The organism is Phormidesmis sp. 146-20, assembly GCF_052939475.1.
In genome coordinates this window covers 12385-27165 of sequence record NZ_JBJPHT010000042.1, presented here as the reverse complement: position 1 = coordinate 27165, position 14781 = coordinate 12385, and the positions used below count along the sequence as shown (strand labels likewise).

At 48.7% G+C, this 14781-nt stretch carries 13 protein-coding genes; 6 read left to right on the top strand and 7 right to left on the bottom strand.

What is annotated here, in order from left to right:
- Positions 1-79: 79 nt before the first annotated feature.
- The 3 genes from ACKFKH_RS24930 to ACKFKH_RS24920 all read right to left on the bottom strand — a co-directional run bounded on the left by ACKFKH_RS24930 (position 80) and on the right by ACKFKH_RS24920 (position 1935).
- Positions 80-439 carry a hypothetical protein gene (locus ACKFKH_RS24930; protein WP_446861044.1) on the bottom strand — a complete coding sequence of 120 codons (360 nt, stop codon included), beginning with the start codon at positions 437-439 and terminating at the stop codon, positions 80-82.
- Between the two features lie 349 nt (positions 440-788).
- Positions 789-1205 carry an IS200/IS605 family transposase gene (tnpA, locus tag ACKFKH_RS24925; RefSeq protein WP_446861043.1) on the bottom strand — a complete coding sequence of 139 codons (417 nt, stop codon included), beginning with the start codon at positions 1203-1205 and terminating at the stop codon, positions 789-791.
- A 100-nt stretch (positions 1206-1305) separates the two neighbouring features.
- Positions 1306-1935 (bottom strand): fasciclin domain-containing protein, encoded by a 630-nt coding sequence (locus ACKFKH_RS24920; RefSeq protein WP_446861042.1) that lies wholly within the window; start codon positions 1933-1935, stop codon positions 1306-1308.
- 207 nt (positions 1936-2142) lie between these two features.
- On the opposite strand from ACKFKH_RS24920, the gene ACKFKH_RS24915 reads away from it, so the two are divergent.
- On the top strand, positions 2143-4125 hold the full coding sequence (locus tag ACKFKH_RS24915) for an iron uptake porin (RefSeq protein WP_446861041.1): 1983 nt from the start codon (positions 2143-2145) through the stop codon (positions 4123-4125).
- Positions 4126-4144: 19 nt separating this feature from the next.
- Positions 4145-5089 (top strand): hypothetical protein, encoded by a 945-nt coding sequence (locus ACKFKH_RS24910; RefSeq protein ID WP_446861040.1) that lies wholly within the window; start codon positions 4145-4147, stop codon positions 5087-5089.
- A 12-nt stretch (positions 5090-5101) separates the two neighbouring features.
- Here ACKFKH_RS24910 and ACKFKH_RS24905 read toward each other — a convergent pair whose 3' ends face one another.
- Complete coding sequence (locus ACKFKH_RS24905) at positions 5102-6793, bottom strand: glycosyltransferase family 39 protein (RefSeq protein ID WP_446861039.1); 1692 nt, start codon at positions 6791-6793, stop codon at positions 5102-5104.
- A 68-nt stretch (positions 6794-6861) separates the two neighbouring features.
- Here ACKFKH_RS24905 and coaE point away from each other — a divergent pair, with 68 nt between their 5' ends.
- Together coaE and ACKFKH_RS24895 are read left to right on the top strand one after the other, a co-directional pair.
- Positions 6862-7497: a dephospho-CoA kinase gene (gene coaE, locus ACKFKH_RS24900; RefSeq protein ID WP_446861038.1), complete on the top strand. Its 636-nt coding sequence runs from the start codon at positions 6862-6864 to the stop codon at positions 7495-7497.
- Between the two features lie 125 nt (positions 7498-7622).
- A complete protein-coding gene (locus tag ACKFKH_RS24895; RefSeq protein ID WP_446861037.1) occupies positions 7623-8210 on the top strand; it encodes a hypothetical protein in 588 nt (195 codons plus the stop codon).
- 11 nt (positions 8211-8221) lie between these two features.
- Here ACKFKH_RS24895 and ACKFKH_RS24890 read toward each other — a convergent pair whose 3' ends face one another.
- The 3 genes from ACKFKH_RS24890 to argZ form a co-directional block, all read right to left on the bottom strand.
- Complete coding sequence (locus ACKFKH_RS24890; protein WP_446861036.1) at positions 8222-9625, bottom strand: TldD/PmbA family protein; 1404 nt, start codon at positions 9623-9625, stop codon at positions 8222-8224.
- 120 nt (positions 9626-9745) lie between these two features.
- Positions 9746-10018, bottom strand: a complete 273-nt coding sequence (locus tag ACKFKH_RS24885) for an Npun_R1517 family heterocyst differentiation transcriptional regulator (protein ID WP_446861035.1) — start codon at positions 10016-10018, stop codon at positions 9746-9748.
- A gap of 1208 nt (positions 10019-11226) precedes the next feature.
- Positions 11227-13335, bottom strand: a complete 2109-nt coding sequence (argZ, locus tag ACKFKH_RS24880; protein WP_446861034.1) for a bifunctional arginine dihydrolase/ornithine cyclodeaminase — start codon at positions 13333-13335, stop codon at positions 11227-11229.
- 284 nt (positions 13336-13619) lie between these two features.
- Here argZ and ACKFKH_RS24875 point away from each other — a divergent pair, with 284 nt between their 5' ends.
- Complete coding sequence (locus ACKFKH_RS24875) at positions 13620-13961, top strand: hypothetical protein (protein ID WP_446861033.1); 342 nt, start codon at positions 13620-13622, stop codon at positions 13959-13961.
- 414 nt (positions 13962-14375) lie between these two features.
- Positions 14376-14777, top strand: a complete 402-nt coding sequence (locus ACKFKH_RS24870; RefSeq protein ID WP_446861032.1) for an ATP synthase subunit I — start codon at positions 14376-14378, stop codon at positions 14775-14777.
- Positions 14778-14781 lie beyond the last annotated feature (4 nt).

Genomic DNA, 14781 nt, shown 5'->3' with positions numbered 1-14781 from the left:
AGCCCCGACTTTCAGTCCGGGGTGGGTGAGCAACGGAGCAGAGAGACTTTTTCGGGGACTTTATTAAAGCGCAACTCCCTTACAAGCGCTGACGCTGCCGACTGAGAATGCTCATCACTTCTCCGGGCACCGGGGCAGGCAGCAAAGCACTCCAATCATTGACTTCGGCAAATCCCCTTGCGTGTAGATTGTGAATCGTCTCGGTCACACCATCAGGAGAACTGATGATCAAGATGCGAACCGACTCAAAGGTGGGACATCGCTCAGGAATTTCAAACTCGGCGAGAACGTCCTGTAGCTTGAGGGACGTTTGGGGATGCCTGACCACCAGCGTTACTTTGGGAATGGATTCGGGAAAATAGCGTTCTTGAATCGCTTCTAAAATTGCGTAGGTGAAATCGCAAAGCCAGAACCCTGCGTTCAAAATAGCTTCGGCCATGAGGATTGACTCCAATTAGGTTTTGCAAGAAAACCCAAAAAACTAGCCACCCCGACAAGCATGACAAGTCAGAGCGGCTATGGGAGTGATAAGATCCTCCATTAGCCCTCTAGACTGGATAGATCAGTCCTGCGGGTTAGCTGCCCTTGGTTGTTGTCAGCAATCTTGGGCGGCGACAGACTAGATTTTTTGGGCGACCAGATTGCCTCATCGGGACGAAAAGGCAACCTTAATCTGAGAGAATATCGGGATTTTTGGTTCGCGTCAAGTAAATTTCAAAATAACCTGGCGGTTGAAACCGCGGCTAAGAGAACAAAACCCGCCTTCGCGGGTTAGAACGCTCTATTGATCAGTTAGATATCGGGATTTCCCAGGAAGAAATGTCTGTGCGTTGACGATGGTGATCGGCTTGATTGTGAATGTAGGCAGCAACAGGATTAAGGTTTTGTGGATTGACTGTGAATGCAGCGTAACTTCCTTGCCACTTAAAGAAGCGATCGGGTTTCATCTGATGCGTCATACAGTGAGACGAACTTCCTTTGATTTGTTTGACAAGGGTCGCGATCGCCAAACTTGAAGAAAACCCGGTTAGCAAATGCATATGATCTGCAATACCGCCGATCGCGATGATTTGACATTCCATCTGCTCACACTCATACACAATCACGTTATAAAGTGCTTCTTGAACATCTGGTGTAATGAGTGGCAGTCGATCCCACGTTGCCCACACCAGATGCACATACAACTGTGTAAAATTGCGCCTCACACTTTCCTACCCCTCTTTTAGTCCGCGAAGGCGGACTTTGTTCTCTTAGATGCGATTTTAATCGCCCCTATTTGTCTTTATAACTATTCCCAAATCAAATCTACAGGTTTACGTCAGGGGGAATGATAATCCGATCGACCACATGAATCACACCATTGTTGGCTCGAATATCAGGCTGTGTCACCTTTGCTTCATTCACCGTCACTTGGGCTGACTTGACTTGAATATCGATCGTTTTACCTTCAACCGTTTTCACATCTCCTGACTTCAACTGGCTAGAAGTAATCTCACCCGGAACAACGTGATAGGTCAGAATGCGAGTCAAAATTGCGCGATTTTCAGGTTGTAAAACCCGTTGTCGAGTCGCCGCCGGAACGGACGCAAACGCCTGGTCAGTGGGCGCAAATACCGTATATGGCCCCTTTCCTTGCAAAGTTGAAGTTAGCCCTGCTGCTTGAATCGCCGCCGTCATCATCTTTAACGAAGGGTTAGCAGAGGCCACATCCACAATGCTGCCCGATGTCTCGCCCGCTGTTTTGTTGGTTGGCGACGCGCTAATCGTGGGGGGTGTAGTCGGAGCGATCGCAGGGGCATTCTGCGCTGGAGTCGGAGAAGTATCAGCGGGGGCTTTAACCATCTCTGACGCACAGGATGCCATCACAGGAATCAACAGTGCGATCGACATCGCCAGCCGCCCAGCGCTTAATTTTTTTGGAATAAATATTTGCACAGCTTACACTCTCTTCTACTTTTTCCCACCCCACCGTATAAATATCTACCTCATCAGGCATCTACCAGCAGTGAGAGGTTGAGAATGCCAATTATGTCAATTGACCTATCCGTAGAAACGCCCAACTTCAGTATCAAACAAGGAGATCGTGCTGATTGATACAAGTTTTTCAGTATAAGAATACAGTTAAACTACAACCCCACTGCAATGACGGACTTTGGATTGATTGCTACGTTAGCGACTTCACAACAGCCCAGACTTGATCCTAATCAGGCTCAAAATCAGCCGTCGATCACGCTGTCTCAAGTTGTTCCTATTCAAGTGCAGCCGTCCAGAGTCGCGCCATCTGTTTCGCCAGAGCGGGAGATTCAGCCAGAGTTTAGTCAAAAAGCAGCCCAGGAAGCAGAAACACGCCTAGAAAAAAATCAGGCAACTGTAGAGCAGAAGTCTTTCACTGAGCAGAATTTGGTTACTTTGCCAGAAGTTTTAGAAAGTTCTACTGCGGTCAAATCAGAGAAGGTTGAACCTGCGATCGCCTCCAATCTAGAAGCTTCAATCCTCTCAAACCCTCCAGAAAATTTGTCTACTCCTCCAGAAGTTTCCTCGCCTGTCTTACCTGCTGTTGGCTTATCCGCTCAAAAGCTAGACGACGAGCCATCAATGGCGCAGGTCAATTCTGTCTCTCAACTTGCAGATGTACAGCCGATCGATTGGGCGTTTCAATCGCTACAAACCCTCGTCGAGCGATACGGATGCATTGAGGGCTATTCTGACAAAACCTTTCGCGGCGTTTACCCCAGAGGGGGAACTGCTTCGCAACGGGCCCTGACTCGCTATGAATTTGCGGCTGGATTGAATGCTTGTCTGAGTCGAGTGAATGAATTGATCGCCAGCACTTTTGATGATCAAGTCAAACGAGAAGATCTGATCACGCTGCAAAAACTACAAGAAGAATTTGCGGCAGAATTAGCCAGCCTGCGGGGTCAACTGGATGCCCTGGAAACGCGAACAGTGACGCTAGAAAAAAATCAGTTTTCGACCACAACCCGCTTGTTTGGTCAGGCAATTTTCTCAATCCAGGGCAGCAATGAAGTCGGAGCCGATTTGTTTCCTCGCGATGGCATCCAAGAGCGCAGCGGCAAGTCTGAAATCACCTTCAACAATCACGTCGAAATCTCACTCGCCACCTCCTTTCGCGGCAATGATCTCCTGCTCACAGGACTGCAAACCGGAAACTTGCGATCGTCTGCTCCCCAACTCTCAACCAACATGGGACGGCTCGCCTACGAATCAGAACTAGACAATCAGCTAGTCCTCAGTGATTTGTCGTATCGGTTTCCCCTTAGCGATCGTTTTGGCATCGTGGTCGGGCCGGCCGGAGTGAATGCGGCCAATACCTTTCGGGGCATCAATCCGCTCGAAGGGTCGGGCGACGGAGCATTATCACTGTTGGGCCAGCGCAATCCCATTTTGACGATCGGCAGTGGCACCGGAGGCATCGGATTTGACTGGCAAATCGCTCGTCGCGTCAGTTTGCAAGGAGTTTACAGCGCAGAAATGCCCGCTTTTGCAGGAGACAAACGGCAGGGCGGATTGTTTGGCGGACGTTACACGGCCGGAGTTCAACTGTCGATCGCGCCGACAAATACGATCGAGGTTGGCATCAATTACTTGTTTTCTCACTCGCCCGACGGCTTTTTGGGCAACTGGGTTGGCGATTCTCAACTGCTGTCACCCTTTGCCCCCACCCACAGCGAATTTAACACTCATGCAGTCGGAGCAACCGTCGCCTGGCGCGTCAATCCCAAATGGACGATCGGCGGTTGGGGCGGTTGGACAACTTCATCAGCGGTGAATGTTTCAGGCTCGGTCAAAACGACAAACTGGATGGTCTTTTCTGCCTTTCCTGATCTGTTTGCACCGGGCAATTTGGGGGGCATTTTGGTGGGCCAGCCGCCTAAAATTACCTCAAGCACGCTACCTTCTGGCTACAACTTTCCGCGATTTAGCATTGACGGCGAATCTGGGGGACAGCCTGACAGCGCACTTCACCTAGAACTGTTTTATCGAACCAGGTTAAGCCCTGCGATCGACCTGACTCCGGGTGTGCTGGTTGTCTTCAATCCCGGTCACAATGCCGCCAACGACACGTTAATGATCGGGGCACTACGAGCCACATTTCGATTCTAGTTTTTTATCAAGAATGATCATGCAAACAAAAATTTTCAAATACGCTTGGATGATTGGGAATGGAATCGCGATCGCACTCATTCCCTTCAACGCAGTGGCACAAGTCACGATTAACAGTACCGGAACCGTCAGCGGAACAATCACACCACCTAGCCGGAATCCCAATTTTAATCAAGGAACCACGCGAGTAGACACAGATAGTCAGGGGCGTTATTTTCGCAATGGAGTGCTGGTTTTCTCGGCTCAAGACATCAATCCCAATCTGGTGCGAATGGATAGCAACGGGCGATATTTTGTCGATTTTCGAGGCATTCCAGTAGTCTCAACCGATGGAACGCTTTTATCTCCAGTTTTATCCAATGGCGAATTGCAGCTAATTCAGCGATCGAACAATGCCGCCCCTGTTAAATTTCACGGCAACATTCAGGACGAATTTGTGGTGCAGGGTCAATATACTGGAACAGCAACCGATCCCAAAACCGGACAACAATATCAAGGCACCTTTAACATTCGAGGACAGGGGCCACGATATAGCGATCGTAACGGCGGTTCGAGTCCAACGGTGTTTGATTTTCGGTCACAATACAACTTTCAGGCAACGCCTCAAATTGCTCCCCAGCCAACTGTCTTCTCGTATCCGGTGAACAATATGCCCGTTCAGTTAACCATTACGATACCAAGTGGATTAGCTCCGATTTCCCCCAGCGGAACGCCTCCCATTAGCAATCCGCCTCTTATTAGCAATCCGCTTCCTATCAGCAATCCACCTTTTATCAGCAATCCAAATCCTGTCAGCAATCCAATTTCTATTAGCAACTCAGCTACTAATTCAGTTTCCCAGGCTTCTCCTATTGATGTAGGAAGTGTCTACCGCAACAATCAATTTTTTGAAGTCAATCGAGTCGTTTTAGAATCTCAGAAAGCGTCTCCAGTTGCCCCCCGAAGTCGTGTTCTACTACGGTAACCGATGTGTGTTTTACGGCTCACTTTTGCATCGATAGCCTTGATAAGGAACACCCACTCGGTAGTAGCGATCGAGATCAATCTGACAAAGCGTTGAATTGAGAGAAAGTTGAGTCGGAAAGTCTGATTTCCTCAGCCCAGGAGCGATCAACCATAAATTTTGTGGAATTATCTCAGTTTTGAGGGCTGGCAATTTGCGCCAAAATGATTCGTAACTTTGTGTCGATCGCCCCAAAAAAGCAAAATTCGTGCGATCGGAATGGGGCGGTCTCTTCGAGGCATTTGTGAAAGGTCGCTCCAACGCCAACGCAAAACTCAAGCCCAACGCAATCTCTTGAAAATCCTCATAGGCCATGACAACCACCGATGAACCAGACGTGAGCATACTTGAAGCGACTTGCTGGGGATGATAGGGCTTGAGAAAGACGCGATCGTTGACTACAAATCCACAACTGATGAAGCCGACGATTAGCAGGGTGAGGAGTGAGGAGTGAGGGGTGAGGGGTGAGGAGTGAGGAGGGCTTCTAAATTGGTCGGTGCGTTTTGCAACTAGACTTGCGCCCAACAAGGCACAGATAGCTGGATAGTAGATGAAATTGTAGCGGGGAACCTGTGTAATATCTTTGCCCAAGCCGTACACGATCGCCAGAAATTCTATTAACACTGCCATGACAAAAGTCGTTAGTATCAGCGTTTCCCAATGGGTGTCTGGGGCATTCCAAAGTCGTTTTATTCCCCTTGACACTCGCCATACCACCCAACCGCCAAACAGCAACATCAACAGCGCAGACGGAATGGCTACCCAAAGTGGTTGAGTCTCGACAGGTAGCGCGATCGTCATCAACAACCATCCGGCAGCTAATTGATAGAGCGGCGCGATCGCTTGTATCCAAATAGGCTGAGTAGACTGCAACCAATCGGTTTCGGGGCGACTAAAATGACTGACAAAAGTTGGTAGCCAGGGAAGATAAGTGAGTCCAATTCCGCCAACCGCCAAAATCAAAGGAAGAATAGAGCGTCGGGAATGAGTGAGCTTGAGCAGCACAATCAGCGTGAGAATTTGAGCGATCGTCGCCAAAATAAAAAAATAATGGACATAAAACCCAACGCTGTTCGCAACGACCCATCCCAGCCAGACTCCCCAGTTTTGTGGGCGCGATCGCAGGTCTTGTCCAATTCGCACCAGTCCCACCAGCGACACCGTGATTAGCAACATTGGGATCGTATAGTGACGCGCTTCTTGAGAAAGATAAACTGCAAATGGAGATACCGACATCACAAACGCTGCGGACAACCCTGCTGGAATGGAAAAAGCAACGCGATTTAGATAGTAAAGTGCAGCAACTAGAAACACTCCAGACAATGCTGGGAGCGATCGCACATTCCACACCCACGAATCAGACTGCAACAATCCAAGCCAGTTGTGTAACCAACAAAAAAACAAAGGCGGATGAACGGACTGTACAGAAATCGTTTGAGCAATGTCAGCGCAAGTGGAATCGGATCTGAAGGTAAACACCTGCTCGATCGCATTCAGCGAAACTACTTTCTCAAGCGGCACGTCGTAATAATTTCGCCCAAAGCTAAAGAGCGCTGTGATCACTTCATCCATCCAAAGTGGCTTGGCATCCAGATTCCAAAATCTCAAGGCAGCCCCAATGAGAATGGCAACCAGCAAAATTAAGTAATGCGAAAAGGCTTTCATGTGACGCGCTCCTCCAGTCTGGAGTCTACACTAGAAGCGAATCGATCGACAGACAGGTAAGTTTTCAAATGAATCGCTGGGTCACGTCACCGCGCATCATTGGCTTAACAGGAGGTATTGGCATGGGCAAAACCACCGTCTCTAACTACCTCGCCCAAAAACATCTGCCAATTTTAGATGCTGACCTGTATGCCAGAGATGCCGTCCAGCCTGGAAGCCCAATCCTAGAGAAAATCGTCGATCGCTACAGTTCCAAAATTTTGCGCTCAGATAGCACGCTCGATCGCACTCAACTCGCCGAAATCATTTTCAACCAACCTTCAGAACGCATCTGGCTTGACCAGCAGATTCATCCCCATGTGCGGCAAGTTCTCACTCAAGAGCGCGATCGCTTGATTCAAAAATTTGGAACGATCGTGCTGGTGATTCCTTTATTATTTGAGGCGCAAATGACCGATTTGGTGACAGAAATTTGGGTCGTGTTTTGCCCCTTAGAGCAACAGATTCAACGACTTATTGAGCGCGGTCTGACTAGAAAACAGGCACAAGCGAGAATTGACAGCCAAATGGCGATCGCTGAGAAATATCATCAAGCAACTATCACCCTAGATAACTCCTCAACCCTGGAGAATTTGCTAAAACAGGTAGACTCGGCCTTAGCGCTAAAGTCGGAAGCAGCCACACCTCCGCCATTCTCAGCTTGACACCACGCCACATCCGACAGCTACACTGGGCTAGGTTTTTACTCCAACTGGCTAGAAACTCCTGATTGCCTCTACGGTCGAGTAACCCGCAAAAACAATCCTCATCCCTCATCCCTCACGACTCTATGGGCACAACGCTAGAACAGATCGCCACTTACTTGACTAAAAAAGGCTGGAAATATCGACTTGATCCCGAAGAGTGCCGCATTCTCACTGGCGTTTATGGTGAAAACATCGAAGATTTTCTCATCGTGATCCAATTGGATGAAGACGGAGAATTTTTTGAGCTATTTGCCCCTCGTGTGCTGGCTGGCGTAAAGGATCACCCACACAAAGATGCCATTCTCCAGACCATGCTCTGTATTTCATGGGAAACCAAAATGCTGCAATGGGAGTACGATCCCTCCGATGGAGAAATTCGCGCCATTATTGAGTTTCCGCTAGAAGACTCCATACTGACTGAGCGACAGTTTAATCGATGTCTCCATAGTCTGGTGCAACTGGTTGACGAACTCGCCCTCCCCCGCCTCAAAGCCGTTATGGAAACGGGAGAAGACCCCGGTGACATAGAAGAAGGCGAACGGCTCCTCCTCACACTGCAAGAAGAAGCCCCTGGACTGCTAACCTTACTAGAACGTGCAATGGAAGCCCGCAAACGACGTGGCAGACTCCCTGGCGAAGAAAAAGAGGTCGAAGAAAAAGACGAGTTTTGAGATTGGGGACACTACTCTTCGATCGCTTCTCCCCCCACCACCACATCTCGAATCCGCAAGCTTGGGCCACCACATCCCACGGCTAAACCGCTCTGCCCTCCTTTGCCACAGCCGCCCGACTCATCCCAATAAAAGTCATCCCCGATCGCTTCGATGTCTGCCAGCGTCTTGAAGGCATTTCCAGAAAGCGTCACGTCTCGCACAGGTTCAGCAATTTTGCCGTTGCGAATCATCCACGCTTCCCCTGCCGTAAAAGTAAACATCTCGCCATTGGTCATACCGCCGAGCCAGTTGCGGGCATATACGCCTTCTTGAATGTCGTTGAAGAGATCTTGCACAGGTGTCTTGCCTCGCTCGATCCAAGTGTTAGTCATACGGACGATCGGTGGATAGTGATAGTTCAAACAGCGGGCGTTTCCGGTCGGCGTTTCCCCCAGTTTGCCAGCCGTCTCGCGTGAGTGCAGTCTCCCAGTGAGAACGCCATCGGTCATTAGCTGAGTCGTCGTCGCTGCTACACCTTCATCATCGTAAAAATAGCTGCCTCGATGCTCAGGGATTGCCGCGCCATCAAAAATCTGCAACTCAGACGGGCCAAACTGCCGTCCCAGACTCATTACTTCCAGCAAATCGGGATTCTCATAGGCCATATCTGCTTCTGAGAGATGCCCAAACGCTTCATGCACAAACAGTCCAGTGAGAATGGGATCAATCACAACGGTGTAAGTGTTGCCCTTGACAGATGGCAGGGAGAGGGACTGCACTGATCGCTGTGCCGCTTGATGAACCTGCTCGTCTAATCCTTCCAGATCTTCGTAGGCTTTGCGGGAGCCGATCGTTTCTCGTCCCGTTTGCACTGTTTCGCCATCACGAGCCGTCGCCGCAAATCGCATCTCAATGTCTACCCAGGACTGCTCGATCAGGGTGCCTTCGGATGTCGCCAAAACAATTTTCTGGGCACTGTCGCCATACCGAACCGAAATCGTAGCAATTTTCGGATCGACGCTTCGCAGAATCTCGCCGTAGTATTGACAAAGTGTTTTCTTGCGAGCTAGCGTAATTTGCCGGGGATCGGTGCCCGTGAGCGGCAAGGTGCAAATATCCTGGATGGGCGTAATGGGCGCAAGAATCGTTTCGTCACAGCCTACAATTCGAGCAGCGGCGATCGCTTCCTCGATTCGATCCGCCAGCGTCGCAAGCTGGTTAAAGCTGGCAAATCCCCAGCCGCCCTTGTAGCAAGCTCTCACCTGCCCGCCCAAAGAGATCCCTTCGCTCAGGGTTTCAATTTTGTTTCCTCTGAGCAAGATATCAGTTCCTTCGGCGGACTCTAGACGGATCGCTAGGTGGTCAACTTGAGAACTGTAGCGCTTGATCAGATCAGAGAGAAGATTTTTGGTGTCAGCTAAAGCAGTGATCATCGCAGTCAAGGGGTGAAGCAACTGCTTCCATTCTGCGATCAATCGAGACTTGTTGCAATTGGGAAGAGGACAGGAGAGAAACGGGGAACTCATCCGTCTCGATCGCGCCCTCTTCTCAATCTAATCTTTGGCGTTCCGCAGGCGGATCAATTGGCGACGCATTTGGGGTGAGGCTTCAATTTCGGAGATTTCTTGTGCCTCGACCTCAACCTGAAGCGGTTCCATATATTCGTCACTTCCGCAAGTGAACGCATCAATTAGAATTTCCAGGAGTTGTTCCCGGTCTTTCAGTGCCCCTTTCTCCTCAACGAGCCTAAATTTGAGGTGAATCTCACACTCGTAAACACCCACCTCATGATTCGTAGGCTTGTAGTCCAAGGAATCGTACTTCATCGTATGAAAGCAGTCCCTATTACGCTGCAATTGGATAACAGTTTCAAATCAGGTTTGGCGAAGCGTCTAGATCGAATCGCTTTATTTTAAGCAATCAAAAGTAAACAGTCCTTTCATTTAACCAAACCTAGCATCTTCAGAATGAAATTCAGATCAGCAAGATAGCTGAATCGTGTTAGAAAGTTGGAAATTTTGGGTCGTACAAAACGTTGGCTTAATGCCTTGAAATAGACCACAAATTCCCTTCTGTAAGAGCGCTTATCGATAGTTATAGGGGAGCAATTGTTGATTTAGTACCGTAATAACACTCATCTTTGAATGATTGAGAATTTCTTCAACCTCGTAAAGAGACGGAAAGAAACACACCTTCTGCCAGATGATTCATCCTTTTTTATGAGCCTTCGATCGTTCGACTCTAGGTAGATTTTTTGTAGCGAATACAGACAGGTTCGATTTTAAAATCGTTAGATTTTTTAGCAACTCTAAAGGATTAGAAAAATCGATTCGGTGTCTACAAGAGCAGCAGTGGTATTGGTTGACACTGTAGCATCCCCGTATACTTATTCTACTTAAAGGTAGTGCCGTGTAAGAAGCGAGAATAACTCAAGCGCCTTAAGTTCAAAATCCCCAAAAATTGCTCTAGTCTACACAGAACTGACTAATTAGCAAAGTATAAATCTGTCTCGATCGCAACACCCTTTTTTGTACCTGGATGAAGGTTAGGTTAATATCAATTTCAAAGTCGGTTTACACGCACTTCATTAATCCAGTAATCCTCGAAAACCGATGTGACTTATTTAACCGAAACTTTTTTGTGGTAGTTGTCTACGACTAATTTATAAGATTGTTTTTTGAGAAGTTAGCCCGATAGAATGCTACAACCTACAAAATCAGCAATACTTAAAAAGCGTGGGTTGTGAATTGCTTAAAGATGGACATTCTGAACGACTTATGAGCTTGAGAGAAAGAATTTTAGAATCGATCCAGACAAAAGCTTTTGTAGCGAATGAACTGAAAGATTCAGTATACGCACTGAATTATGGTAAGTAATCCGCATATTTTCTGAGAGACCCTGGATCGATCGTCGCCGTCAGCAATCCCCAAAATGAGTTTTGCTAGAAAGCAGGTTCTCAATACAGAAATGGAGACCAGAAGCGATAGGTTCTAACTGATCTCCACAAACAGCTTAAGCCTTAGTTAAGAACGGCTCACACTACTTCAGCCACACGATAGGGACTGGTCAACTTATCTAACTGCTGCACCAAAAGGCTGAGGAATAGGCCAACATCCGTCACCACTCCCACCGACTCGACGGAGCCACGATCGCTCAATTTGGTCACCACAGCCGGGTTGATATCGACGCAAACCATCTTCACCCCAGCGGGAGTCATATTACCCACGCCGATCGAGTGCAGCATCGAGGACAGCATCAAAATCATGTCGGCTCCCTCAATCAGGCGCGTATAGTCTTCCTGGGCTTTGATCAGATCCATTTGAGTGTCAGGTAGCGGCCCGTCATCGCGGATCGAACCCGCCAGCGAAAAGGGAACCTTGTGGCGCACACATTCGTAGAAAATGCCGTTTTTGACGATGCCCTGTTCGACGGCTTGAGTGATGCTGCCACAGCGACGCACCGCGTTGATCACTTTCAAATGGTGGCGATGCCCCCCCCGAACCGAAACGCCCCGCTTCATATCCATGCCGAGAGAAGTGCCCATGATTGACTGCTCCATATCATGAACGGCGATCGCGTTTCCTCCCAACAGCGCCTGCACATAGCCTTCTCGAACCAGATGCGCCAGATGTTCGCCGCCGCCTGTGTGAATCACGACCGGCCCGGCTGTCACGACCACTTTGCCGCCCTGATCTCTGATTTGGCGCAGTTCCCAGGCAATTTGTTCGACGACCAGTTCGACGCGCCGTTCACTTGAAACTCCCGCTCCCATAAAGCTAAATTCCTGGGTATTGCGCTGTTCCCGCGACTCGGTTTTGCGAATGGTACGAATGCCCTCGACCCCGACGACAACGCGATCGCCCACTTCCAGATCCCGCAACAGCTTGCATACAGGAGGGGAGCCATCCGCACGAATGACGATCGCCGCATCCATACGCTGCTTTTCGACTTTGACCCATCGACAGTCGATACGCACTTCCGTCGGATAGATTGTCGTCACATAGAAATCATCCGGCGACACCCCAGTTTGAATCACGGCTTCTAGCTGAGAGTCACACATCTCTTGAGGCGGCGGCAACGCTCCGAGGTCAATCAACTGACTCATGATCGTTTCCATCACATCGTGGGAGGGAGCCGTCACTTTTACGTCAGCAGATGAGGTACTTTGTCGCTGTTCGCCCAAATTGAAATTGAGAACCTGGAAGCTGCCGCCCGCTTCGACAATCACATCCAGCGCCTGGTTAATCAACCCCGAATCCAATAAATGCCCGTCTAAACGAACGGTACGACTCTCGATCGCCGCACTCGCATGAAGCTCGACTCGCACAGGTTCTGTGACGCGCAACGTTAGACATTTAGACGCGCCGCCTGCTTTGAGAAATTCGGTCAGAGGCGTTTCGATCACGCGAAATCCGGCTTGGGTTAGCCGTTGTCTCAGTTCGTCGCTGGCCTTGTTAAGAATGACGACTTCCTCAATGTTGACCGCATTACAGGCAAACGTGACTGCATCCGGCTCACTGATCGGAATCCGTTTGGCTTCGGGGACGCGCATCTCGATCATACGGTTAGAGTACGCATCAAACGCAGGCGGATAGTAAAGCAAATAGCCATTGTTAAGCGGACAGAAGCAAGTATCGAGGTGATAAAACCGCTCATCCATCAGCCGCAGAGAAACGACTTCGATATCCAACCACTTCGCTAAATAAGGATGCGAATCTAATTCTGAACGGAAGCCATACCCCGCCCAGAGCCAACGACCCTCGCGATCGAGCAGCGCATCTCCGGCTCCTTCAAAGGGCAAATCTTTAGGCAATTCGTGAACGGTGTAGCCATTATCTTCAAACCACTGTTTAAAGAAAGGTTCTTCTCCCTGACGCTCTTTGTGAAAGAAGCGGCTCAGAACGACCGTTTTGCCCAGCACCAAACCCGCGTTGGCCGTAAACACCATATCCGGAACGCCAATCTCAGGCTTAACCAGATCGACGATCGCGTGATTTTGAATGACACTATGCAATTTTTGCCACTGCTCGACGGCACGATCACGAGACGATTTGTGAATGTTGCCCTCCATCCAGGGATTGATCACATAATCCACGTCGTAGTGGTCAGGAGGACACATAAGAAAACGAAGGCTGGAGGTCATAGAAAAGTACTGGGGTTGAGTGTGAAGTGGATGCAGATGATCTAAACCGCTACGAAATCATAACGCTGTCAAAGCATTTGTCCTGTGCAGAGCGAACGGACGCATTCTGAATATTTTAGGGAGGAATGAGGAGCGATCGGACGAAAGAAAAATGAACAACCCCTGACAATCGATCAATCGTTCCTCTGATAGAGGTCGTTGTTTCTGCCGATTTGTATGATTCATTTCAGTCCTTTAACTAAAAAGCTTGAAGGGCAGTTAAATCCCCATACGAGGAACTATATATGCAACTTCTTTCAACCCTAAAACAAGCGATTCGCAACGGTGTTGTGATTTTGAGTCTAGCTATTCTTATTCTTACATCAGGTTTTGTGATGGGGAGTCAGCCCAGTTTTGCAGAAGAAGCAAGCCCGCTAGCGACCGAAAAATCTTTTAGTGAAGTAGTCAAAACTCCTGCCAGTCGGAATGCTGCCTATGAGGAAGCGGTTAAGGCGACCAAAGATCCAAACGGCTTAGAGAAGGAATATAAAAAGGAAATGAAGGTCTACAAGGAAGAGCATCCTGGCGAAAACACTGTAGTAGAGGGCGTGAAAGAAGCGGTTGAGAAGGTGACAGGTAAAGAATAGGGATGAGAGAGGGCGAGGAGGGATGAGGGATGGACAATAAACCGTAAAATTCTAGATTCTGCTGTTTTTACTCATTTACTCTTTGTCAGTTGTTCCTTAAGTCGCTCATTTAGCTCATTTGTCTGCTGAAAAAATTGGCCCTGACGTGGTGTTGGGGCTTTTTGCTGTTTTGCAACTCGATCGAAAAGGGTCTTCTGCTTTCCAAATGCCTGCAATTGGGTAAAAAACGTCTTGTTTCTTGACTTTTTGCTTTAAATTCAGCGACTTCTTGCGTTAAGTATTATTACCCCCGCGTGGTATGATTGCTTCTGGTTTGACCACTGTCGCGTTAGCCTTGGACTCCTTGGGAAGCCACCTCTGGAAACCAATGATTATCATGGCAATGTTCACCTAACTTCCTGGAACGCACCTGCTATGGAGGAAACCTCCCAAGGCACTCAACTGCCAGAAACCAGTGGATCGATGCAAGAATTTTATCGGCTCCAACAGGAGTTGTTGATCTTGACGATCGCACTCACCGGGATCATCTTTTTCCCCGTTTGGTATTTCTACTCCTTGAACATCGCTCTTAATTATTTAATTGGAGCAGTCACAGGTGTGGTTTACTTGAAGTTGTTGGCTCGAAACGTAGAGCAACTGGGTAATCAAAAAGACCGGATCGGGAAATCTCACATGGCGATTTTCGTTGGGCTGATTATAGTCGCAACTCAATGGAATCAGCTACATGTACTTCCTATTTTTTTGGGATTTTTGACCTACAAAGGAACGCTCCTCGTCTACACGTTGCGAATCCTGTTTGCTCCTGATCATTCTTAGAACA